Origin of the sequence: Mucilaginibacter gossypiicola (assembly GCF_900110105.1) — a bacterium.
In the GTDB taxonomy this organism is placed as follows: domain Bacteria; phylum Bacteroidota; class Bacteroidia; order Sphingobacteriales; family Sphingobacteriaceae; genus Mucilaginibacter; species Mucilaginibacter gossypiicola.
This window is the reverse complement of the sequence record NZ_FOCL01000004.1, coordinates 50,972-74,362: the sequence shown is the minus strand read 5'-3', so window position 1 is coordinate 74,362 and position 23,391 is coordinate 50,972. Positions and strand designations below refer to the sequence as shown.

At 42.5% G+C, this 23,391-nt stretch carries 17 protein-coding genes; 11 read left to right on the top strand and 6 right to left on the bottom strand.

From position 1 onward, the window contains the following. The first annotated feature begins 190 nt into the window (after nt 1-190). From BMX50_RS14070 to BMX50_RS14040, 7 genes are all read left to right on the top strand, one after another. Entirely contained in the window at nt 191-1,420 is a 1,230-nt protein-coding gene (locus BMX50_RS14070; RefSeq protein WP_091211185.1) for an enolase C-terminal domain-like protein, read from the top strand. Nucleotides 1,421-1,429: 9 nt separating this feature from the next. Then, nucleotides 1,430-2,194 carry an SDR family NAD(P)-dependent oxidoreductase gene (locus BMX50_RS14065; RefSeq protein ID WP_091211184.1) on the top strand — a complete coding sequence of 255 codons (765 nt, stop codon included), beginning with the start codon at nt 1,430-1,432 and terminating at the stop codon, nt 2,192-2,194. Nucleotides 2,195-2,209: 15 nt separating this feature from the next. Beyond that, a complete protein-coding gene (gene fucP / locus BMX50_RS14060; RefSeq protein ID WP_091211183.1) occupies nt 2,210-3,508 on the top strand; it encodes an L-fucose:H+ symporter permease in 1,299 nt (432 codons plus the stop codon). Between the two features lie 382 nt (nt 3,509-3,890). Continuing rightward, nucleotides 3,891-5,879, top strand: a complete 1,989-nt coding sequence (locus BMX50_RS14055; RefSeq protein ID WP_091211182.1) for an SGNH/GDSL hydrolase family protein — start codon at nt 3,891-3,893, stop codon at nt 5,877-5,879. Between the two features lie 171 nt (nt 5,880-6,050). Then, a complete protein-coding gene (locus BMX50_RS14050; RefSeq protein WP_091211181.1) occupies nt 6,051-7,358 on the top strand; it encodes an alpha-L-fucosidase in 1,308 nt (435 codons plus the stop codon). 31 nt (nt 7,359-7,389) lie between these two features. Further along, complete coding sequence (locus BMX50_RS14045) at nt 7,390-9,729, top strand: glycoside hydrolase family 95 protein (protein WP_091211828.1); 2,340 nt, start codon at nt 7,390-7,392, stop codon at nt 9,727-9,729. Between the two features lie 159 nt (nt 9,730-9,888). Then, the gene (locus BMX50_RS14040) at nt 9,889-11,964 is read left to right on the top strand and encodes an alpha-amylase family protein (RefSeq protein WP_091211180.1); all 2,076 of its coding nucleotides are present in this window, start codon (nt 9,889-9,891) and stop codon (nt 11,962-11,964) included. A 624-nt stretch (nt 11,965-12,588) separates the two neighbouring features. Here the strand turns inward: BMX50_RS14040 and BMX50_RS14030 are convergent. The 5 genes from BMX50_RS14030 to BMX50_RS14010 form a co-directional block, all read right to left on the bottom strand. Next, nucleotides 12,589-13,455 (bottom strand): helix-turn-helix transcriptional regulator, encoded by an 867-nt coding sequence (locus BMX50_RS14030; RefSeq protein WP_091211178.1) that lies wholly within the window; start codon nt 13,453-13,455, stop codon nt 12,589-12,591. A gap of 12 nt (nt 13,456-13,467) precedes the next feature. After that, nucleotides 13,468-13,833: a VOC family protein gene (locus tag BMX50_RS14025; RefSeq protein ID WP_091211177.1), complete on the bottom strand. Its 366-nt coding sequence runs from the start codon at nt 13,831-13,833 to the stop codon at nt 13,468-13,470. Nucleotides 13,834-14,176: 343 nt separating this feature from the next. Then, a complete protein-coding gene (locus BMX50_RS14020; protein ID WP_091211176.1) occupies nt 14,177-14,803 on the bottom strand; it encodes a response regulator transcription factor in 627 nt (208 codons plus the stop codon). 2 nt (nt 14,804-14,805) lie between these two features. Next, entirely contained in the window at nt 14,806-17,769 is a 2,964-nt protein-coding gene (locus tag BMX50_RS14015; RefSeq protein WP_143065178.1) for a ligand-binding sensor domain-containing protein, read from the bottom strand. Nucleotides 17,770-17,891: 122 nt separating this feature from the next. Further along, nucleotides 17,892-18,359 (bottom strand): nuclear transport factor 2 family protein, encoded by a 468-nt coding sequence (locus tag BMX50_RS14010; protein WP_091211174.1) that lies wholly within the window; start codon nt 18,357-18,359, stop codon nt 17,892-17,894. A 295-nt stretch (nt 18,360-18,654) separates the two neighbouring features. Here BMX50_RS14010 and BMX50_RS14005 point away from each other — a divergent pair, with 295 nt between their 5' ends. The 3 genes from BMX50_RS14005 (at nt 18,655) to BMX50_RS13995 (ending at nt 22,620) form a co-directional block, all read left to right on the top strand. Continuing rightward, the gene (locus tag BMX50_RS14005; RefSeq protein ID WP_091211173.1) at nt 18,655-20,472 is read left to right on the top strand and encodes a PAS domain-containing sensor histidine kinase; all 1,818 of its coding nucleotides are present in this window, start codon (nt 18,655-18,657) and stop codon (nt 20,470-20,472) included. Between the two features lie 13 nt (nt 20,473-20,485). Beyond that, nucleotides 20,486-21,310, top strand: coding sequence for a hypothetical protein (locus tag BMX50_RS14000; RefSeq protein ID WP_091211172.1), 825 nt, complete (start codon nt 20,486-20,488; stop codon nt 21,308-21,310). Between the two features lie 131 nt (nt 21,311-21,441). After that, the gene (locus BMX50_RS13995; protein WP_091211171.1) at nt 21,442-22,620 is read left to right on the top strand and encodes a GAF domain-containing sensor histidine kinase; all 1,179 of its coding nucleotides are present in this window, start codon (nt 21,442-21,444) and stop codon (nt 22,618-22,620) included. Here the strand turns inward: BMX50_RS13995 and BMX50_RS13990 are convergent. Further along, entirely contained in the window at nt 22,617-23,003 is a 387-nt protein-coding gene (locus tag BMX50_RS13990) for a VOC family protein (RefSeq protein ID WP_091211170.1), read from the bottom strand. The two genes, BMX50_RS13995 and BMX50_RS13990, sit on opposite strands and share 4 nt — an antisense overlap. Before the next feature lie 124 nt (nt 23,004-23,127). Here BMX50_RS13990 and BMX50_RS34510 point away from each other — a divergent pair, with 124 nt between their 5' ends. Next, a complete protein-coding gene (locus tag BMX50_RS34510; protein ID WP_167667914.1) occupies nt 23,128-23,301 on the top strand; it encodes a hypothetical protein in 174 nt (57 codons plus the stop codon). The last annotated feature ends 90 nt before the right edge of the window (nt 23,302-23,391 follow it).

Genomic DNA, 23,391 nt, shown 5'->3' with positions numbered 1-23,391 from the left:
TATAAGCAAAAATACTATCGAAAGTTGCCAATTAAAGTGAAAGTAAAACAGCAAACCGAGCTAATTTTACGGTATTATACTTTATCTCAAAAGGCATAATAAACCGATTTACAAACACAGGAAACAAGATTTCATCCCGGCTTTTCTATTGAGAACAGTCTGAAATTATTTGCAAAATATATTTACTTACATGTACATTAATAAAATTGAAGTTACCGACAAGCGTTTTAATTTAGGCAATGGCGCCGGATCTGATGCTGTAAACGATTCAACCCAATATGCTTACGCCATTTGCGAACTGCACACCGATAGCAGCGTAAAAGGCATTGGCCTGGCCTTTACCCTTGGCGCCGGTAACGACCTGGTATGCAAAGCCATACAATACCTTTCCGAAACATTAAAAGGGCGCGAAATTGAAGAACTCATGGCCGATTTCGGTTCTGTTTACCGTTCTATACTTGATTCGCCCACTTACCGCTGGCTGGGCCCGCACAAAGGCGTGATGCAGTTGGCGCTGGCAGCCATAGTAAACGCATGCTTCGATCTTTGGGCTAAAAGCCGCCAGGTGCCACTTTGGAAGCTTTTGCTTGATCTAAGTCCGAAAGAACTGGTGGCTACGCTTGACCTCAACTATCTTGAAGATGTATTGACTATTGAAGACGCGGAAAATATATTAAAAGGAAACTTCGCAGACCGTACACTCCGCAACAATGTTTTGCAAACAGGCTATAAGGCATACGATACATCAGTGGGCTGGTTTAACTATTCCGATGAGAAGATCAAAGAGAACGTGGCACGTGCCATTGACCACGGTTTTACGGCCATGAAGTTAAAAGTAGGCTCCAATGATCCGCAGCGCGATATCCGCAGGGCAAAGCTGGTTAGGGCCGAAGCAGGAGATAAAACAACTATTATGCTCGATGCCAACCAAAAATGGAACCTGCCCCAGGCTATCTCCATTTGCAAAGAACTGAGCAGCATTAACCCCTACTGGATAGAGGAACCTACCCACCCCGATGACGTATTGGCACATCAAACGCTGGCAAAAGAAATTGCACCGCTTAAAATCGCTGCGGGTGAGCATATTCCTAACAAGATCATCTTTAAAAACTTTTTACAGGCCGGTGCTATGGATTTTTGCCAGGTTGATTGCGTACGCGTTGGGGGTGTATCCGAATTTTTGACGATAAGCCTGCTTGCAAAAAAATTCAATATACCCGTAGTGCCGCACGTGGGTGATATGGGGCAGATCCATCAGCATTTGGTATTGTTTAACCATATAGCTATTGGGCACGAAAACTTATTTTTGGAACATATACCGCATTTGGCCAAATATTTTAAAAATCCGGCCAATATTAGTGGGGGCTATTACGCAGTGCCTGCTGAAGCGGGCAACAGCAGCGACCTTGTAACCAGCTAAACACCCAAAATGAACCAATTATTAAACAAAGTAATATTTATTACTGGAGGCGCATCGGGCATTGGCCTGGCCTGCGCTGAGGCTTACATCCGCGAGGGGGCAACCGTTTTTATAATGGATGTAAATGAGCGCGCCCTTTATAAAACCCTCGACCGTTTTGGTGGCAACCATGAAGGTATTCCCGGCGATGTATCAAAGGCGGCTGATGTAAAAGCAGCCTTTGACGCCATACGGAAACATTATGGCAAACTTGATGCTATTCATAACAACGCGGCTATAGCGCATCCCTCAAAACCTGTTGATGAAACCGAAGAGGATGAATGGGATGCCTTGATGAACGTTAACCTCAAAAGCCTGTTTTGGACAACCAAATACGGTATTGATTTGCTTAAAGCATCAAAAGGCTGCATTTTAAATACCAGCAGTATGGCCGGCGATATTGGTCAAAGCCTGCATGCTGCTTATACCGCAACCAAAGGCGGCATTAATGCCCTTACCAAATCAATGGCGCTTGATTATGCACAATATGGCATCAGGGTAAATGCTGTTTCGCCGGCTGGCGTATGGACACCCTTACTTAAACAATGGGCAGCAGAACAGCCTGATCCCGGGTCGATAGAGAACTACCTGAATAATATCCATGCTTTAGGCTACTGCCCCGAGGGTGATGTAGTGGCAGATGCCGCAGTCTTCCTGCTTTCGGATGCGGCACGGTTTGTAACCGGCTGCATTATGCCCGTAAGCGGTGGTGCCGAATTAGGCTACAGACGATAAAACAAGATATGAACCATGAACAAAACCAACGGTAATGTAACAAAATATCTGGTGCCGCTGCTGATAGTAATGAGCCTGATGTTTTTCTGGAATTTGAGCCGTAATATTAACGACGTGCTTATTCCACACCTAAAAAGAGCTTGCCAATTATCCGATCTGCAGTCCTCGCTGATCCAGTCGGCATTTTTTGGAGCTTATTTTTTGATGGCTTTACCTGCCGGGCGTTTCATTGAAAAAATGGGTTACAGGGCAGGGATGCTCACCGGACTTATCCTGGCAGCCATTGGCGCCGCTATATTTTATCCAGCCGCCACCACCCGGTTTTACCCAGTATTCCTGTTGGCTTTATTTACCATGGCATCGGGCTTTGCTATACTGGAGGTTACCGCTACCCCCTATATTTCAAAACTTGGCGATCCGGATCATGCTTCAAGCCGGTTAAGCCTCGCTGCCGCAGTTGGTTCGATGGGAGCCACTATAGGCCCATTCATCGGCTCTAAATTTTTGCTGCATGAAAAAGATATTCCGGCAAACCTTATCCAGTCATTTAACCCAGAGCAACTAAAATCATTTTTAAGCAGCGAGGCGCATCTGGTTATTCCTCCTTACCTAACGCTGGCGGGGTTGTTTATAGCCTTATGTTTAGTACTTTACTTTTTAAAACTGCCGGTCATACACGAGAGTAATAATCGCCAAAAACTATCGGGAGTATTTAAGTTCAGGCATACCATGCTTGGCGTAATAGCAGTTTTTGCCTACTTAGGTGCCGAGGTTGGCGTGGTGAGTTTTATCATTCGCTATACAAAGTCATTAAATATTGCAGGTATTACTGAGCAAAAATCAGCGCTGTTTATCACTCTTTACATGGCACTGGTTTTAGCCGGACGCTTGCTGGGGGCATTTTTGCTTAAGCAGGTAAAACCCAATAAAGTGCTTACCCTATGCAGTGTAGGCGCGTTTACGCTGATATTGGTATCGGTACTTACCGGCGGCTATCTGTCCATAATTTCATTGTCTGTAGTAGGGTTGTTTACCTCAGTAATGTATCCTATTATTTTTACGCTCAGCATCAAAAACATAGGTAATTACACCAAGGTAGCTTCATCATTACTTATTATGGGTGTTGTAGGCGGCGCAATTATTCCTCCAGTAATGGGGGTAATATCAGATCATTTTAGCATCAGGATGGCATTCATTGCACCATTGCTTTGTTATGTGTATGTATTTTATTATGGTATAAAAGGTTATGTTGTGAAGAATAAAGCTTACTCGGATGAATCTGAAGAACCTTCATTAACGGTGATCGGGCATTAAGCTCTTTCAAACCTACGAAGTTTTAAAAACTTCGTAAGTTTTTAACGGACGAGCCATGAACCATCAACAATGAACTATTGACCAAAACCATCAATACAATATTGCGCAACTCTTTGTCTTTTTAACATTATTTAGTTGTGAAAAACACACTTATTACAACTAAATTGTTTCAAAACACCATTCTACGCACTAAAGCAAAAATACCACGTCAAAATAGTATCAAAACAAATCAATTTAAGTACAATTAATTGTTAATGCCCTACATATTTTTACGCTGATTATAAACACCAGTTTCTAAGGTTTTACAAAAAAGCTTTTTATCAAAAACAGCAATTTCAAAAAAAGACATTTTTTGAAATTGGGTTATCACAACCAAAACCGAATGATTAAATTTTTTTTGATTACGCTATTATTTGGGTTCACGGCCGGTATTGCCTCAGCACAAAACCATGAAAATGTAAGTGCAGGCAATGCCCCAGCCGTATATACAATTCAACATACAACTAATGATAGCTGGAAAGGATTTGAACGGGTCAATATCACTATAGGCCATCACAAAGCTTATTATGTAACCCCAAAAAAGTCACTTGAAGGCAATCCATGGGTATGGCGTGCCTCCTTTCCAGACTGGCACACAGATATCGACAGTATACTGTTATCCAAAGGTTTTCATGTTGCCTTTGTAAATGTTGACGACCAATACGGCAGCCCATATGCATTGCAGGTTTGGGATGCTTTTTACCAATATTTAACCACCCAAAAATCGTTTGCCGCCAAAGTTGCGCTTGAGGGTGTAAGCCGCGGCGGCTTATATGTATATGGCTGGGCCAAACGCAATCCTGATAAAGTAAGCTGCATTTATAATGAAGCCCCTGTTTGCAATATTAAAAGCTGGCCGGGCGGTAAACTCAGCGCCCCTGGCGATGCCAACCTGTGGAAACAGTTGCAGGAGGTATACCACTTTACAGAGCAACAGGCACTTGATTACAAAGACAATCCTATTGATAACCTTGATGGCCTTGCTGCATTTAAAGTACCTGTTATGCACATTATAGGTATAAATGATAAGGTAGTCCCCAATGCCGAAAACACTAATATCCTTGCTCAACGCTATACCGCGTTAGGCGGACCGATGATGATATACCCGGTAACTGCCGGTCCGCAGGAGTTGAACGGACACCACTTCCCTATTGAACATCCCGAACACTGGGCCGGTATGATCATGGGCTACAGCTATCCTATAAAAAAAATATTACCATACGCCGATTATTTTATTTGCCGTAACGGCCTTGCTAATAGCCTCAATATAATTAGTGAAGGCAAAAAAGCTACGGTAGCTTTTTTAGGCGGATCAATTACCTATAACCCTGGCTGGCGCGAAAAGATAAGCCGCTACCTTACCGAACGCTTTCCTTCAACCAGTTTTCATTTTATACAGGCCGGGATTCCCTCGTTGGGTAGTGTACCGCATGCTTTCCGCTTACAGCGGGACGTACTTGATTCGGGCAAAGTTGATTTAATGTTTGTTGAAGCTGCAGTAAACGATAATGTGAACGGGCTGGACAGCCTTACTGAAGTAAGGGCATTAGAAGGAATTGTAAGGCATGCAAAAAAAGCTAATCCGCTGATGGATATCGTCATGATGTCATTTGTTGATCCGGATAAAATCAGGGATTACAATAACGGCAAAATTCCGCTTCAAATAAAAAACCATGAACTAATTGCAGCACATTACGGCTTACCATCCGTTAACCTGGCTAAAGAAGTTACTGACAAACTTAATAACCACGAGTTTTCATGGGAATATGATTTTAAAGACTTGCACCCCGCTATTTATGGGCAGGAACTTTACTTTGCCACAATAAAAAGCCTGCTCAGTACATGCTTCGATCAGCAACAGGCAACTGCTTCTAAAGCAAATCCAATGCCCAAACCGCTTAATGCATTCAATCTCGGCAATGGCCATTATTACGACATTCAAAATGCTACGAATCTGAATGGTTGGGCAATTAATCGCGATTGGGCGCCAAACGATAAGCTAAGCACCCGTCCTGGTTTTGTGCATAAGCCCATGCTCATTGGCACTAAACCGGGGGCATCACTAACACTCCAATTTACCGGCACTGCTATAGGAATGGCAATAGCATCCGGACCGGATGCCGGCATTATAAGCTACAGTATTGACGGCGGCATCGAAAAAAAAATGGACCTGTACACAGAGTTTAGTTCATGGATCTACCTGCCATGGTACGTAACCTTTAGTACCGATCTTAAAAAAGGCACACACACGCTCAACCTGAAAATTGAAGCCGATAAGAGTAAAAACAGCAAGGGTAACACGTGTCAGGTAATCTATTTCTTAACCAATTAATTTTTTCCAAACACAGAAACAGGTCATAAACAAGGCTTAAAACTTTTAATTGTCATGTTAACATATAAAGAAATCAAATATTTCACCACTAAAAAAGCCTTTTATCATCTCCGCCTTAAACGCTGTATAAAAAAATGACCTCTGCATAGTGTCCATCTCAAAAATTTCGCAATGAAAAAAACGGCAATTATTATTCTTTACCTGTTTTCGATAATCAAAGTTGGCTTTGCCCAACAGGATATTCCTGTAAAAACCCCGAAAACGGTTTTAGATGACTTCATGTCCAAGCGCTTCGGCATGTTTATACACTTTGGGCCGGTAACCTTACGTGGTACCGAAATTGGCTGGAGCCGAAATAAAGAAGTAGCGCAGGAAGATTATGATAACCTGTACAAAGAATTTAACCCGGTTTTATTCAACGCCGATGCTATTGTAAAAGCAGCCAAAGATGCTGGTATGAAATACCTTGTGATCACCGCCAAACATCATGATGGATTTGCTTTATGGCCATCTGCCTTTACCGATTATAACATTAGTAAAACACCCTATAAACGCGATATAGTGGCCGAACTGGCTGCTGCATGTAAAAAGCAGGGTGTACTTTTTTGCATCTACCATACCGTGCTAGACTGGCACGACCCTAACTACCCTATCCACAACCCTTACGATTCGACTAAGAATGTTAAGGGTAATATGGTGGCCTTTAAAACGCAAATGAAGAATGAGTTAGAAGAACTCATCACCAAATATCATCCCTACCTGCTTTGGTTTGATGGTTACTGGGAAAAACCATGGACCAATGCCGACGGGCAGGAGATTTACAATTTCATCAAAAGTGTTGATCCAAACGTTATTGTAAATAACCGCTTAGGTAAAGAAAGCGAAAAACTGAATGACCAATCGGTAGGTGATTACCTTACCCCAGAGCAGCGCATCGGCCAGCTTAACATGAGCGAACCATGGGAAAGTTGTATCACCATTTGCCAGCAATGGGCCTGGAAACCTAACGACAAAATGAAAAGCGCACGGGAATGTATTCAAACATTGGTAAAAACCGCTGCCGGTAATGGCAACCTGCTATTTAACGTTGGCCCAATGCCAGATGGTCGTATTGAAGCCCGGCAGGTTGAAACCCTGCAGCAAATGGGTGCCTGGCTCAAAAAATATGGAGAAAGCATTTATGGCACTAAAGACGGCCCCTTCGCACCAAATGATAACTATGCTGTTACACGTAGGGGAAACAAGATCTATTTGCACATATTTCAGAAAAAAGGCAATAAAATTGCATTACCAAACTTGCCCGGTGTTAACATAGCCAATGCCTACGTGCTGGGCGGAACCAAAGTAAATTATAACCAAGATACAACGGGCTATAGCATTGATTTGCCGCAAACTTTACCCGATGCAAATAGTAATGTTATAGTACTGGAACTGAATAAAAACGCCGAAGAAATCCCTGTAATTGCAGCGGGTAAATAAACTTAAAACAGAAAACCTAATTAACATAAACATGCTAAAAAGAACGCCCCTGCTAATAACTGTAATGATAACAGGTATTACAACGTTTACTCACGCACAAACAAAACAATTAAAACTTTGGTACAAACAGCCTGCCCAACGCTGGGAAGAAACCGTAGCCCTTGGTAATGGCCGTTTAGGAATGATGCCCGACGGCGGCATCACTAACGAAAAGGTGGTATTGAATGATATTACCATGTGGTCGGGGTCATCGCAAGATGCCAATAACTACGAAGCCTATAAAAAACTACCCGAAATAAGAAGCCTACTTGCGGCAGGTAAAAATGTAGAGGCTCAGGCCATTATTGATAAATCATTTGTTTGCACAGGTAAAGGATCAGGTGGCGTGCCATTTGGCTGTTTCCAGATGCTTGGCGACCTTAACCTGAGCTACCAATACAAAGGCATTGATGATAAAGATGTAAAATATGATAACTATGAGCGCGAGCTTTCATTAAATAATGCCCTTGCTAAAACCACTTACCAGGTAAATGGCGTTACCTACAAGCGCGAATACTTTACCAGTTTTGGTAATGATGTAGATATAATAAAATTAAGCGCCGAAAAGCCAGGAATGCTTAACCTGAGCATCAATATCAGTCGCCCGGAACGTGGGGTTACCAGTACAGCAGGTAATGAACTTGATCTTACCGGTCAGCTGGATAACGGCACCGACGGCAAAGGTGTGGCTTACAAAGCGAGAGTAAAGGCAAAACTAACCGGCGGCTCGTTAAATACCACCCCTACTTCGCTGATTATTAAGGATGCAACCGAGGTGATCATTTATGTATCGGCAGGTACAGATTTTAAGAATCCGCAGTATCTCACCAAAATAGACGGCGCACTGAAGGCCGCTATGAAAAAACCTTATGCTTCAGAAAAACAACAGCATACAGCCAACTTTCAAAAGTTATTTAACAGGGTGAACATTGACCTTGGCACATCAGAGGCCGAGAAACTAACAACAGATCAAAGACTTATCGCTTTCCGCAATAACCCCGACGCGGATAAAAGCCTGCCGGCCTTATTTTACCAGTTTGGCCGCTACCTGAGCATCTGCAGCACACGTGTAGGCCTTTTGCCGCCAAACTTGCAGGGTTTATGGGCTAACGAAGTGCATACCCCATGGAACGGCGACTATCACCTGGATATCAACATTGAAATGAACCAATGGCCGGTTGAGGTCTCCAATTTATCAGAATTAAACCTGCCCCTCGCCGATCTGGTTAAAGGTATGGTGCCCCATGGCGAAAAAACAGCAAAAGCCTATTACAATGCTGATGGCTGGGTAGCCCACGTAATTACCAACCCATGGGGTTTTACCGAACCGGGTGAGAGTGCTTCATGGGGAGTTTGTAAAGTTGGCTCGGGCTGGCTTTGCGACAATCTGTGGCAGCATTATGATTTCACAGGTGATAAAAACTACCTGAAACAAATTTACCCGATACTGAAAGGTGCCGCGCAATTTTACAACAGTATGCTTATCAGCGATGCTAAAACAGGCAGGTTGGTTACCTCGCCTTCATCATCGCCCGAAAACAGTTTTTACCTGCCCGATGGCACACACGCCAGTATCTGCGTAGGCCCAACTATTGATAACCAGATTATCCGCGAGTTGTTCAATAACGTGATAACCGCAAGCAAAGTGCTGGGTACAGATGCAGCATTCAGCAAAACGCTGGCTGCCAAAGTAAAAAAACTTCCCCCTCCGGGTGTTATAGCTAAAGATGGCCGTATCCAGGAATGGATGGAAGATTACAAAGAAACCGAGCCGCAACACCGCCATGTATCACACCTGTACGGTTTATTCCCGGCATCTGAGATTACACCAGAAGCTACTCCTGCACTTGCCGAAGCCGCCAAGAAAACTTTAGAAGTACGTGGCGACGACGGCCCAAGCTGGTCTATCGCTTACAAAATACTATGGTGGGCCCGCCTGCATGATGGTAACCGTACCTACAAACTGTTTAAAGAGCTGATGAAGCCAACCATCAAAACCGATATTAATTATGGCGCTGGCGGCGGCGTATACCCTAACCTGTTATCAGCAGGTCCTCCGTTTCAGATTGACGGCAACTTTGGTGCAACAGCCGGCATTGCCGAAATGCTGATCCAAAGCCATGCAGGTTTTATTGACCTGATACCATCTATCCCCGACACATGGAAAGCACAGGGCGAAGTAAAAGGCCTTAAAGCCCGTGGCAATTTTACCGTTGATATGAAATGGAAAGATGGTAAAATAATATCTTACAAAATAACCTCTCCTACTCCACGTACGGTTAAGGTAAAAGTTAACGGACAGGTTAAAAGCATAATGGCCGCTAAAGCTTAATAATAGCTTATAAGCAAATAAGGCACCCTTTTCAGGGTGTCTTATTTATAACAAATTATTCTTTATTAAGCCGTAATTGCAAAGAATGCGATATGGTTTAAATACCCTGTTGTATATAATAAATAAAATGTAACTTAGACATTTAATAACCTAAAATTCATGCAAAACTTTCTTACCCGTTTTATAATTGCTGTGCAATTGTCCGGCTTGCTTTGCGTTTGGCAGCCGGCAATTGTTTCAGCATCGGTCAAAACCAACGCTATCCAACCAACACCGCAAGAGAATATATCGTTTTCATACGGCCCCGCCGGCATGATCAGCTACAACCAAAAAACCGGCACTTTTTCCGTTATCGAAAACGGTAAAACCGTACTTGGTAATTGTTATAGCAAAGCCGGCATCAACGGAAAATTTATTACTTCAACGGCATACAAAAGCGTTGCTTATACCAAAGCCTTAATAACCGATGGTTTTGGTAAAGGCGTAAAACATACTTTTACCTTAACAGGCAACAACTTGCCAAACATGGTGCAGGTGTTTTATACCTACCCATCGCATAAAGGCTATTTTTTTGTCGAACTTCATATTGAAGGTAAAAACCTGAAAACAAATTACATGGAGCCAATTGCAGGTAATATGGCGGCAATTGCCGGCGACGCCCGTTCCTTATTTGTACCTTTTGATAACGATACTTTCATCAGCTATGATTCAAAAACGTTTAAAGCACCGCTCACCAATACCAGCGCCGAAGTTGGAACCATTTTTGACAACAGTAGCCGCAAAGGCCTGGTGTTTGGGTCTGTAGAACACGAAACCTGGAAAACCGGTGTGCGTACCGTTGCCAAAAAAGACAGCCCCAATACGTTTGAAGTATGGGGTGGTTATACCGAAGAAGCTGTAAACCGTGATAAAATTGCTCATGGTTTTATCAGCGGCAATACAGTTAAATCGCCTAAGGTATTTGTTGGCTGCTTTGCCGACTGGCGTAACGGTATGGAGGAGTTTGGGAAAGCCAACCGAATTGCTGAGCCTCCTTACGTCTTTAACTGGACAAAACCTACCCCTGTTGGCTGGAACAGCTGGGGTGTTATGCAGGAAAAACTGAATTACGACAAAGCCATTAAAGTAACCGACTTTTTTGCCGATAGCATTCCGGCCTTCCGCAATGGCAATACTGCTTTTATTGATCTCGATTCGTTTTGGGACAACATGATCAGCGGTGGCTGGGAAGGAGATTTTAGCAAACTGAAATCATTTGCAGATTACTGCAAATCAAAAGGCTTACAACCCGGCGTGTACTGGGCCCCATTTACTGATTGGGGATGGAAAGGCGGCCCCGATCGCAAAGTTTTAGGCAGTAACTATACCTATGGCGAAACATGGACAAAAGTTGGCGATAGCTATCATGACATCGACGGTGCCCGTGCAACCGATCCAACCCATCCGGGCACTTTGCAACATATCGACTATGTGATTGGCAAATTAAAAGCATGCGGTTTTAAAATGATCAAGATCGATTTTCTTGGCCACGCGGCAGCCGAATCAAGTCATTTTTATGATCCTAAAATCACTACCGGTATGCAGGCCTATAAAAAAGGGATGGAACACCTGATTGATCAGCTTGGTGATCAGATGCTGGTTTATGCGGCCATCTCGCCCAGCCTGGCAACCGGCCGTTACGCCCACATGCGACGCATTGCATGCGACGCCTTTAAAACCATAAAGGATACCCGTTATACATTAAACAGCGTAAACTATGGCTGGTGGCAAACTTATCTGTACAATTATATCGATGCCGACCATGTTGTACTTTCAACCGAAACCGAAGGCGCTAACAGGGCAAGGATGCTCTCGGCAGTTGTTACAGGAACGTTCATAACAGGCGATGACTTCTCTACCCATGGCCAATGGGGCAACAGGGCTAAAGCTATGTATCAAAACCCTGAAATTTTAAAAGTTGTACAAAACGGAAAAGCTTTCAGACCGGTTGAGGGGAATACTGAAACAGGAACAACGGAGCAGTTTTCACTTAAAATTGGCAATAGCTTTTATCTGGCACTGTTCAATTACGGTGATACTGATAAAGCATATACTATCAACCCGAAAAGGATTAGTCTTGAGCCAGGGAAAACAGCAAATGCGAAATCGCTGCTACAAGGCACTAACGTAAACACCAATAGCGTTTTAGTAAAAGCAGGAGATGCTGAATTATTAAAATTTGAATTGAACAAATAAACGCTGCAAAGGCGCCGGCAACAGATGCCCCTTTTATCACCGGACGCCTTTTGAGGGGATGAAACCCTGTATCATTTTTAACTGTTTAATTTAACTGATTTTGCCCGTTTGCATGCAAGTGGGCATTTTGATTTTTTGGCGTTCATGCAGCATTTGTTTTTGTTGTGTTTCATGCTTGCCACATTATTTTTTTCTATCTGGAGTGAAGAAAAAAACAATCCCCCGGTAACGGCCAATATGGTAAAAAATTTCATAGCAGTAGGTTTTAACTTAAGAGACGATGTTTTTTGGAGAATGTTACAGCAATGAAACCAAATGTTGATTTTCGCACATTTTACTAACAAGGATAAGCCTAAAAGACACGTCATTGCGAGGCACGAAGCAATCCCCAATTTGCAGGTCCGCCCTGTATAGTTTGGGATTGCTTCGTGCCTCGCAATGACGAAATGGAGAGTTCCCCCCTAAAAAGCAAAAAGTCAGTGACCTCGCGTTACTGACTTTTTAATTAACTATTAACTGACCAAATATCCTTAACAAAAAACTATCTGGTACTACAAACATAGGGTGTTAAAGGCGTGCTATATGTGTGAAAAGCACCATCTTAACACAAAAAGAAAACTCTTATCACGCTGATTGCCTGTACTTTAACGGTGTAATCTTATAATGCGTGCGGAACAATCTTATGAACGAGCTTGGGCATTCGAACCCCACCATGCCAACTACCTCATTTACAGGGTAACGGGTATCTTTAAGCAGCATCAACGAGCGTTTTAAACGCAGCTGGATCAAAAACTGGTGCGGTGTTAAACCAAATGCCTGCTTAAAAGTGCGCAGCAAATGATTAACCGAAAGGCAGGCATGTTCGGCAAGATCTTCGAGGCTAATATTCTGATTATAATTACTGTACAAATATTCTTTAGCCAGGTTGAGGCGACGCAGTATCTCAACCCTGGTACCCTGGTTTAAAAAATCAAGCTTTTCGACTTTTTTACAGATCTCATCATTATAAATATGAAAATAATTGATAAGCGTATGATGCAGGTATTCGTTGATCAGCATTTCATCCTGCATTCCATTGTCCAGATGTTGTTTCAGGTGAAATACATTGTATTTTATATCACCTGCAAAAGGATATATGGTTTCATTAAATTCGGGTTGCGCTTTGCTGTTGCCATAACCTTTATTTAACAGGTTGTCATCGTCAAAAGTCCAGCAATCTTTAAAATCCTGCAAAAACTGCTGATCAAAATTAATGGCAAACGACTGCACCTGCTGATCAAGATCAGTATCGGTTGAATATTGAGTCCCCCTGTTCAGGATCAGGAATGAATCGGGGTATATAGACAAATGCCTGCGGCCAATATCATAACGTTCATTACCGCTTAAAACAAAGCGAAGGCTTAAATCTGAAGTATACTGCGGCCCCTGTCTCTGGCCACCAGTGCGGCTTACAATCTTATTGTTGTTGCGTAATACTTTTGAATAGTCCATTGTGATATGATTTTATTGTTCGTTATAATTTCTTTCTTCCAGTAACATAAATTTGTTGCCTGCCGGATCTAAAAACTCGGCCGCCAATCCGGCAGGTAAGTAAGCCGGCGATTTGCAAAAAAACACGCCTGCCGTACGAAGCAAATGATACTCTTTCAAACAGTCGGTTGTGTTTATAATAATATTACTCTTATCACTGCTGCTGTCGTTATTAGTTACAAGCAACGCCACATTTAATTTATCCGACTGGATCACCGTGCTTTCCCTACCCTCATAAAATGTCATTTTACCAGTTACCCTGAAGCCTAATTTTTGGGTATAAAACTCAATTTGGCCCTCAAAATCGGCAGTATACACAGGTAAATATTTCAATTTCATTTTTAAGTAGTTTTTAACAGAAACCAGATTTAATAATGGAAATCAGCCTGTTGGCCGGGGGCAGCATACAGGATAATTTTTTGAAGCGGGTTTACAGTAGCCGGTCAGTTAAAACTACTTAACATATCAAAGGTACTTTACCGGCGGGGGGATAGTATCCCCCTATTTGGGGGATTTATGAATTAGTAGAATTTGAGGGTTGTTGGCAGTAAATTGTTATAAGACCATATCATTGCACGAAGAAATCGCACGGAAACATGACCGCTTTGTATCGCATGCGGTTGCCACGCTGCGCTCGCAATGACATGGTTTTAAGATACACTCTAATGTAAAGCCTGATTAACTATATCAGCTTATTTTGCCTTGCCAGTTTAATAGCATCAGCACGTGAGTTTACATCAAGCTTAAGGTAAATGTTTTTGATATGGCTGCGAACGGTTTCAAGATCAATAAACAATTCATTGGCTATCTGCGCGCGGCTTTTGCCCTCACCTATCAGCTCCAGGATCTGAGTTTCACGTTTGGATAAAGGCGATTCCTGGTTTTTTTGGAACGAGCGGATCACCAGGCGGGCAATATTAATGCTCATGGGGCCACCACCTTCCCGCACTTCTTTTATGGATTCGATGATTTTGGTTGAAGGCGTATTTTTAGTAAGATATCCTGAAGCACCGTTTGCCAGCGCGTTAAAGATTTGCTTTTCCGATTCATAAACAGTCAGGATCAGGACATAGCAATTAGGCAGCAGCTTTTTTAATTTAGGAATAGCATCAATACCATTAACACCTGGCAACTCTATATCCAGCAATATTACATCTGGTTTATCTGTAGCTATTTTTTTTGAGGCTTCGTCATATGAGCAGTAAGTACTAATCACGTCATACCCCTCAGTGGCGCCAATTAAAAAGGCATAGCCATCGCGCAGGGTTTCATCATCCTCAATAATACTTACTTTAATAGTACGCGCCATGTTTAATTACTTAGTTGATTTTTGCTAAATTTTAACGTTACTGATGTGCCTTTACCAGCTTGTGAGTTAATAAGCAATGACGCGTTGATGCGTTTGGCCCGGGCATTAATATTGTTGATACCCCGGCCCCGATGGGCAGCATTACTGTCAAACCCTTTACCGTCATCTGTCACCCTCATTGCTATCGCGTTTTTATCGCTTTGATCAAGCTCAAAAATCACCAGCCCGGCATCGGCATGTTTAAGGATGTTATTTAACAGTTCCTTAAATATCATGGTGATGTTGCGGCTGTACTCCATGGGCAGCTTTATCAGCTGGATATCTTCATCAACATCGGCAAACTCAAAATCAACCGGTACATCATGAAAAACCTCTATCCCAATCTCGCGGATATGGTTGAGGGTTTCATACAGGTTATCACTTTTAGGGTCAAGTGCCCACAGGATATCTTTTGTACCGTTGTATAATGATGCTGCATTTTGCTTGATCTGATCAACAATTCCACGCTGATCTGCCTGCTCCTTATCTATTTTGGCATTCAGTATCTCTGATAAGACGGTGATACGGGTTAATTTGTTACCTAAATCGTCATGAAAATCTTCGGCTGTTTGCTGGCGGATCTTTAGCTTCTCTTCGCGCTTCATGGCTTCAATTGCCTTTTCACGTTTTATTTTACGCTGATGTACCAAATTTTGCACTCCAAAACCAAGAAACACCAACAATACAATAGCCAATAACCTGAAGGTAAATGTTTGATAAAAAGGCGGAATTATAACAAAACTAAAACTGGCCATCTGCGGCGACACCTGCCCATCCGGGCTTATTGCCTTTACCTTAAATGTATATGTACCAGGCGGCAGCGAAGGGTAATTAACCACATTATTACGCATAGGCGAACTAAACGCACTATCTAACCCAACCAGTTTATATTGATAAGTTACCGCGTCCGGGTTTTTAAGATACACCCCCAGAAAAGATATTGATAAATGGTTTTGATTATGCTTTAGTTCGGCCCAGTCATCAAGATCTATTGAGGAGCGCTTTTCACCATCTTCTTTCATCAGCTGTACCGATTTGATGAACACGTGTGGCGGTGGCGACGCAACCATTTTTGTCATCGTATTATATACCATAACGGCTTTAGTTGTGCTGATCCAAACCTGGCGGCCGCGGTGCATAATAGCGTTTTGATTGGCCTCAACTACCGGTTCCTTAGAACCTATGTTGTCAATTACCCAAAAAGTTTTCTTTATGGGATCATATTGCATCCTGTTGATTCCGCGCCCGGTGCCCATCCAAAGCCTGCCTCGTTCATCGGCCACAAGACTGTAAATACTGTTGGCCTTGAGACCGTCGTCAATATTATAAATATTTACCGCCCCGGTTGTCATATCCCAGGTGTATAAGCCGCTGTCGTCGGTGCCAACCAGCAGCAGGTCGCGATACCGGATCATGCTGTAAACCGCAGTAGCCGGAAACGATTTGAGTTTAAACGAAGGAACTATTTTTTTATTTACGGCCAGCATAACACCGCCTTGTGTTCCTATCAAAACAGAATCACGCCCCAGGCCAAGCATTGAAGCCGAATACGAAGGGATACCTTCCAGCTGTTTCAATTCGCCGTTTTGATAATAATAACAGCCCATGGAAGTGGCAAGCCAAATAGTACCGTCTTCAGTTGCTGTGATAAAGTTGTAAGCAAAGCCCGAACTGTTTTTGATTTGTCTGAAACCGGTTTTATCATATTGCCACAAACCGGTTTGACCGGTACCAATCCAAACAGTGCCGTTTTTATCGGTATATAAACTTTGTACTCCCTTTAAATATGGCGAACCTGTTGGCACAGGTACTTCGCTGGTCTTTTTTCCATCGTAGCGCAAAAGACCAGCCCCATCAATCCCCATTAAAACATTGTTGTTCCAATCCTCCGTAACCGACATTACAATTTTTGAATCCGGGATGCCCTGTGTACGGTCAAACACGGTATATCTGTCGCCTTCACAGCGGTAAAGACCATTGCCAAGGCTGCCCAGCCATAAGTTTTTATCGGCATCAAAATAAATATCGGGGATAGAGTTATCGGTAAGTCCGTTTGATGAGTTATAGTGAATTACCTCATCGTCGTCCATAATACAATAGGCACCGTTGTCGGTACCCAGCCAGATGTTGGCATCGGCATCCTGTTCAATACATAAAAGCTGGCCTTTTATTTTTCCGGTAATCATTTTTGAGTCCAGCGGTTTAGCAATCCCATCCTTTGCGCACAACAAGCTTGAACGGGTTAACAGGTAGGTTTTGCTTTTATCAAAACGATCAAAAAAAATGCGTTTGATAATCTGTTCTTCATACTGCGGGCCTACATCAATTGCATGTTCCCATTTTTTCCCTTTAAGGCGGTAAATCCCTTTTTTATAAACAGCCGCGTAAAGTATGCCTGCGCTGTTAACGGCCAAACTGGTAACAAAAATATCTGGATTATCGTTGATAGGCACGTGCTGCATCTTATCATTTTTAATCCTGAATAGTGTACCTGCAGATGTTACCCAAATAGTCCCCTCCCCGTCCTGGGTTATATTGCCTACAAAATAACGCTTCAATGGTATATCCGGCTTGTACTTTACAACGCGGCCTTTGTAAAGCCTTGCAAGGCCATTCATGGTGCCAAACCACGTACAGCCCCCTTTATCTGAAAAAATGGTTGCAACATAGTTATCAGGTAAACCGGTTAAGCGGGTATAAGCCGTAAAGTCCTTTCCGTCAAAACGGCAGGCGCCTCCAAAGGTACCTATCCACAAACGATGATCGGTATCCATCGAAAGCTTGTTAATTTGCGACTGGATAAGCCCATCTTCAATATCATAGTGCGCAAAAATGTATTTCTGTGCGTAGGTCCGGCCTGTAAACGATACCATACATACCAGCAAACACAAAAACAGAAAAACGGGGAAACGGGATAGCTTATTCAATTAAAAACGTAATTTAAATTACATGTATGGGGGTGCAATTAAAAAGTTAAATTAAAGCTAATTAAAATAAAAAAAATCACCCCAATAGGGTGATTAATTATTATCAGTTAATGGAGTAAAATTTAGTTTTTGGCTACTACAGAATTGTCGTTGGTTAAAGGTGTTTTTATATCCTCAAACATTTTGCAAACCTGGGTAATTTTCCAGTCTTGTTTGTCGTTTTTTTCGATGATCAGGTAATCATGCTGCGAACAGTTTTCATAATTAAAATCAACCCTCGCAATCACCATAGCATCGCTTTTGGCAAGTACCTCATAGCTTGACGCACAATTTTGTGTTGTACCGGCATCTTTTTTCATCATGCTCACCAGATCGTCTTTTTCCTGTACCAATACCTTTTCTCCACGCGGGATCTTCAACACAGAATTATCGCTCATGATTGATTTTAATTTCTTGAAGTTAGAGGTCATATGGCTGTCAATGAAATCGCGGATCACACTGGTGTACTCAGTTTCGGTTGCTGGTCGGGCGTAAATGGTGCTGGCAGATAATAACCCTACTATACATGCCAATAAAAATTTATTTTTCATCTGTGATATTTTTTTGATCAAATGTGGGCAGGGTTTGATCAAAAAAATATGCCTATCACACCTAAGCTACTGTACCTGGCCCGCCCATAGCTAACTTAGCAGTAAGCAGGTGTTTTTCGCCTATCAAGTTCATTTTTCGCACATTTTCCATAACCGGGCATTTAATGACAATCCGTTTTCAGATAATTCTTTAATTATCAATAAACCAAATCAGAAACCACCGCAGGTATTTAAATCTCTACGAAATATTTTTATTTTTGAGAGCATCGTTTACCTATAAAACCCCCACTGTAACTTGGAACCTACTGAAAACTTTTTCCGAAGTATTGTTGAGGCATCGCCCTTTCCTGTGTACATGTGCATGGGCAAGGATAAGTTCATAGCCATAGCCAACGAAGCTGCTTTAAAAGCCTGGGGAAAGGATAAATCAGTAATTGGGAAACCATTTGACGAAGCGCTGCCTGATCTTGATGGCCAGCCATTCAGTAGCCAGATAAGCGAGGTGTACAATACCGGCGAAACTTACTACGGCAACAATGAACCGGCCGAATTTATAATTAATGGAAAGCGACAAATCAATTACTATAAGTTTACCTTTCAGGCTGTGCGTAATACGCGTGGTAAAATTGTAGGTGTTATCTGTTTCTCGACCGATGTTACCGAAATTGAGCATGCACGGCAGGCTATGGAAGAGAGCAGGTATACTTTGTATAACATGGTGAAGCAGGCTCCTGTAGGTATCTGCATTATTAACAGCGACAACCTGGTAATTGAAGTAGTTAACGATTCGTATCTTGAGCTTGTTGGCCGAAAACGTGCAGAAATGGAAAACCGGGGCATTTGGGATGCCATACCTGAAGCCGCCGATCTATACGGGCCCGTAATGGACAATGTTATTGAAACGGGGCAACCAATTACCGCCAAAGAGCATAAATTATTACTGGTACGCAATGGAGTGCCCGAAATGGTGTTTATTGATTTTGTTTACGAGCCAATAAGAGGTTTTGACGGCGAAATCAGTGCCGTTATGGTCATTGCTATTGATGTAACTGAAAAGTTTTTTGCCCGGCGCAAAATTGAAGAAGCCGAAGAAAGAGCCAGGCTTGCAGTTGAAGCAGCCGAAATTGGCACCTTTGACCTCGATCTGGTTACGGATGAGATCCTTACCTCCGAAAGGTTTAACATTATTTTTGGCGTTGGCCGCGATGTACCGCGCGATCTGTTTTTAAACGCACTGCATCCCGATGATGTAGAATTACGCAATAATGCTCATAAAACTGCCCTTACCACCGGAAAACTATTTTATGAGGCGAGGATCATATGGCCAAATGGCTCTATACGCTGGATCAGGGCGCAGGGCAAAGTTTATTATGGCTCAATAAACAAGCCATTACGTATACTGGGCACTTTGCTTGATATTACCGATTTTAAACATTTGCAGCAGCAAAAAGACGATTTCATTAGCGTAGCCAGCCATGAGCTAAAAACACCGATGACATCCATCAAGGCGTCAATGCAACTACTGGACAGGTTGATCAAGGTTGATCCTTCGTCTGATAAGATCCCTCAATTTATCAGCCGTGGTAACAGCAGCTTAAATAAGATGCAGCAATTGGTTGATAGCTTGCTCAATGTATCAAAAATAACTGCGGGGCAGCTATCTTTACATAAAACTCATTTCCTTGCCGCACAAATGATCAATGAATGTTGTGATCATATCAGGCTTGCAGGCACGCATGAATTAGAACTCACCGGAGATACCGAACTTCTGCTATTTGCCGACAGGCAACGCATTGACCAGGTTGTTGTTAACTTCGTAAACAACGCAGTTAAATATGCACCCGAAAGCAATCATATAATAATCAACATTGCCAAACAGGACAACGAGGCCAAAATATCTATCCAGGATTTTGGTAAAGGTATTCCTGCCGATAAAATTCCGCATTTATTTGAGCGATATTATAGGGTTGACACTTCCGGGATTCAATACTCAGGACTTGGACTTGGCTTATACATCAGCGCGGAGATCATTGACCGCCATGGGGGCCAAATGGGTGTTGAAAGCGAAATTGACAAAGGCAGTACTTTTTGGTTTACATTACCGCTAAATTGAATTTAAAAATCAATTGAAAATAGTAAAACCCATACTTATTGTTCTATTGTTTTGCCTGCTTACAGTTTTCACACAAATTGGCGGGCTGGTTTATATTATTTCGATAGGCTTTCATAAACTGACCAACAACACGGTAAGCAATAAATACCGGCAACTTACAAAGCTTGCCGTTTTTATCTTTCTTTATTGCCTTGCAACTTTTTTAATTGTGCCGCCGCTTGCCAGGTTATGCGGCAGGGTGCCCCTTTCATTCTCGGAAACCAACCACTTACGGCCGTTAAACCGGCTAACCTGCTTGTTTAACCGTAATTATGTTCGCCCTCGGCTTAAGCAGGCCGCCTTTGCCGTGGCCTCCGAAATGAACAAAAAATATCCGGGTAGCACCTTAAATTATCTTGATGCAAGCTTTCCCTTTATTAACGGTTTTCCGCTTATGCCACACCTGAGCCATAATGATGGCAAAAAACTGGATCTTGCATTTTTTTATATTGATAACAAAACAGGATTGGAGACTAATAAAACGCCATCTTCAATCGGGTACGGGATTAGTGAGGGGCCGCGTGCAGGAGAAGTTAATACAACTCAGGCTTGCCTGGTAAAAGGGTATTGGCAATATAGCTTTCTAACCAAAATAGTTCCCCAGGGCAATAAAGCCAATTTTATGTTCGATAGCTTGCGAACAAAAGACCTCGTAAATTTATTTGCAGCACAAAACGCTATCAATAAAATATTTATTGAACCTCATCTAAAAACGCGGTTGGGGATCACCACACCAAAGCTCCGGTTTCATGGCTGCCGGGCAGTAAGACATGATGACCATATTCACATACAGTTATAAATTCGGCTTTTATTTAACTAAAGAACAACAATTTAACCAATACAGTTAAATCATTCTTAATTCAACAAATACATCTGTTTTGTGTTAGTAATATTTGTATTTTTAAACATAACGGCGAATTTAACCCCCAAATGACAGGCACATTAGACCCCAATCTCCAGGCTGATCTGGAAGCAGTAAACCAAATTCCCGTAGTAAGTTCAATACTGGAGGTCATTTGCCGGACAACCGGGATGGGTTTTGCAGCCGTGGCCCGTGTTACCGAAAAAAAATGGATAGCATGTGCCGTATTGGATCACATTCAGTTTGGCCTGGTACCAGGCGGCGAATTGACATTAGAAACCACTATTTGCCATGAAATAAGGCAAACCCAGGAAGCCGTTATTATTGATCATGTTGAAAAAGATGAGCGGTTTCGTAACCATCACACACCTTTAATGTACGGCTTCCAGAGCTATATCTCCATGCCTATTATCCGTAAGGATGGTAGTTTTTTTGGTACGCTTTGCGCTATTGACCCTAACCCGGCCCGGCTCAATACCCCCGAGGTTATCAATATGTTCAAGCTTTATGCCGAGCTCATCTCGTTTCATTTACAGGCGATTGAGCAACTGGCTTTTACCGAAGAGAAACTTCTGGAAGAACAAAAAACCGCCGAGCTACGCGAGCAGTTCATTGCCATTTTAGGCCACGACCTGCGTAACCCGGTAACGGCTGTATCAAATGTTGGCCAGCTCATGATGCGGATGCCGCTTGATGACCGCCTTAAGCGCCTGGCCGCCATCCTTCAGGATTCATCCATGCGTATGAAGGGACTGATAGATAACCTGCTCGATTTTGCCCGCGGCCGTCTTGGAGATGGAATTACACTATCTTTAACTCATCATGAGCATCTTGAAAAAACACTTACGCATGTAATTTCCGAGCTGCTTTTGGCATCCCCCGAACGGGAAATCATTACCGATTTTAATATTACCGGAACCGTATTTTGCGACAGCACCCGGATAGCGCAACTATTCTCTAACCTGTTATCGAACGCATTGGCACATGGTAAAAAAGATGCTCCTGTTAATGTATCTGCAAACAATACCGATGGTGGCCTTTTACTTTCAGTAAGCAACGCCGGCGAACAAATTCCGGTGGCGGCAATGGAACGATTGTTTCAACCGTTCTCGCGCGGCGAGGTTAAACCCGGACAGCAAGGCTTAGGTTTAGGTTTATACATCTCTTTAGAGATAGCAAAAGCGCATGGCGGCAAGCTCTTCGTAATGTCAACACCCGAAGAAACACGTTTTACTTTTCAGCTTTAAGTATAGGGATTATAACAGATCTCCCAGCAATTCCCTTCCGGGTCGGCAATAAAACCGGCATAACCGCCCCAAAATGTTTCTGCAGGCTGCTTTTGTATTTGTACGCCCGCTTGATCTAATTGGGCTATTGTTGTATCAACATCGGTTTTTGAGGCAAGATTTATGGTAAGATAAAAACACTTACTCCCATCATTATTGCTTATATTTGTATACTCTGCAAAAAGTAACTCACTACACAGTGTGAGTACCAAATTATCAAGCTTCAACATTACCAGCTCTTCATTTTCGGCAAGAATTTGCCATCCAAATTTTTTGGTATAAAATGCCTTGACAGCATCAAGATCTTTAACGGCAATAGTAACAGCCGCTACCTGAGTTTGCATAATGTAATTGGTTTAATTGGCTCCCTATCTCTTAAAGCTAAGGGTCAACCGGTTTTATTTCACACTGAAACTTAATCGCCAGTTAATACAGCCCGGTTAAATTTAGTTAACCAAATATATAAACATGCAAGTCAATTATTTTACAGTAGGCATTGTAATAACCCTGTTAATAGTATTAGTGGTGTGGATAGTTAAAACCGACCACAAAGATGAGAAAGACTTTGAACAACAGATTATTGATCAAGAACTTAAACCCAGGGAACAACCCAAACCGCAAAAGGCCGATAAAGCTATGTAATTGGGTAAAACCCGCTATCAACTAACGTATTTTTACGTACCACTTTGCAGCATCCTTTTTATAAATTTCACAACCCAACCTAACATCTAT

Excerpts from the sequence above, each read along its gene's own strand:
- BMX50_RS14070 (WP_091211185.1), top strand. The coding sequence starts at position 191 with ATGTACATTAATAAAATTGAAGTTACCGACAAGCGTTTTAATTTAGGC.
- BMX50_RS13995 (WP_091211171.1), top strand. The coding sequence starts at position 21,442 with ATGACAGGCACATTAGACCCCAATCTCCAGGCTGATCTGGAAGCAGTA.
- BMX50_RS14055 (WP_091211182.1), top strand. The coding sequence starts at position 3,891 with ATGATTAAATTTTTTTTGATTACGCTATTATTTGGGTTCACGGCCGGT.
- BMX50_RS13990 (WP_091211170.1), bottom strand. The coding sequence starts at position 23,003 with ATGCAAACTCAGGTAGCGGCTGTTACTATTGCCGTTAAAGATCTTGAT.
- BMX50_RS14040 (WP_091211180.1), top strand. The coding sequence starts at position 9,889 with ATGCAAAACTTTCTTACCCGTTTTATAATTGCTGTGCAATTGTCCGGC.
- BMX50_RS14065 (WP_091211184.1), top strand. The coding sequence starts at position 1,430 with ATGAACCAATTATTAAACAAAGTAATATTTATTACTGGAGGCGCATCG.
- BMX50_RS14010 (WP_091211174.1), bottom strand. The coding sequence starts at position 18,359 with ATGAAAAATAAATTTTTATTGGCATGTATAGTAGGGTTATTATCTGCC.
- fucP (WP_091211183.1), top strand. The coding sequence starts at position 2,210 with ATGAACAAAACCAACGGTAATGTAACAAAATATCTGGTGCCGCTGCTG.
- BMX50_RS14025 (WP_091211177.1), bottom strand. The coding sequence starts at position 13,833 with ATGAAATTGAAATATTTACCTGTGTATACTGCCGATTTTGAGGGCCAA.
- BMX50_RS14020 (WP_091211176.1), bottom strand. The coding sequence starts at position 14,803 with ATGGCGCGTACTATTAAAGTAAGTATTATTGAGGATGATGAAACCCTG.
- BMX50_RS14030 (WP_091211178.1), bottom strand. The coding sequence starts at position 13,455 with ATGGACTATTCAAAAGTATTACGCAACAACAATAAGATTGTAAGCCGC.
- BMX50_RS14050 (WP_091211181.1), top strand. The coding sequence starts at position 6,051 with ATGAAAAAAACGGCAATTATTATTCTTTACCTGTTTTCGATAATCAAA.
- BMX50_RS14045 (WP_091211828.1), top strand. The coding sequence starts at position 7,390 with ATGCTAAAAAGAACGCCCCTGCTAATAACTGTAATGATAACAGGTATT.
- BMX50_RS34510 (WP_167667914.1), top strand. The coding sequence starts at position 23,128 with ATGCAAGTCAATTATTTTACAGTAGGCATTGTAATAACCCTGTTAATA.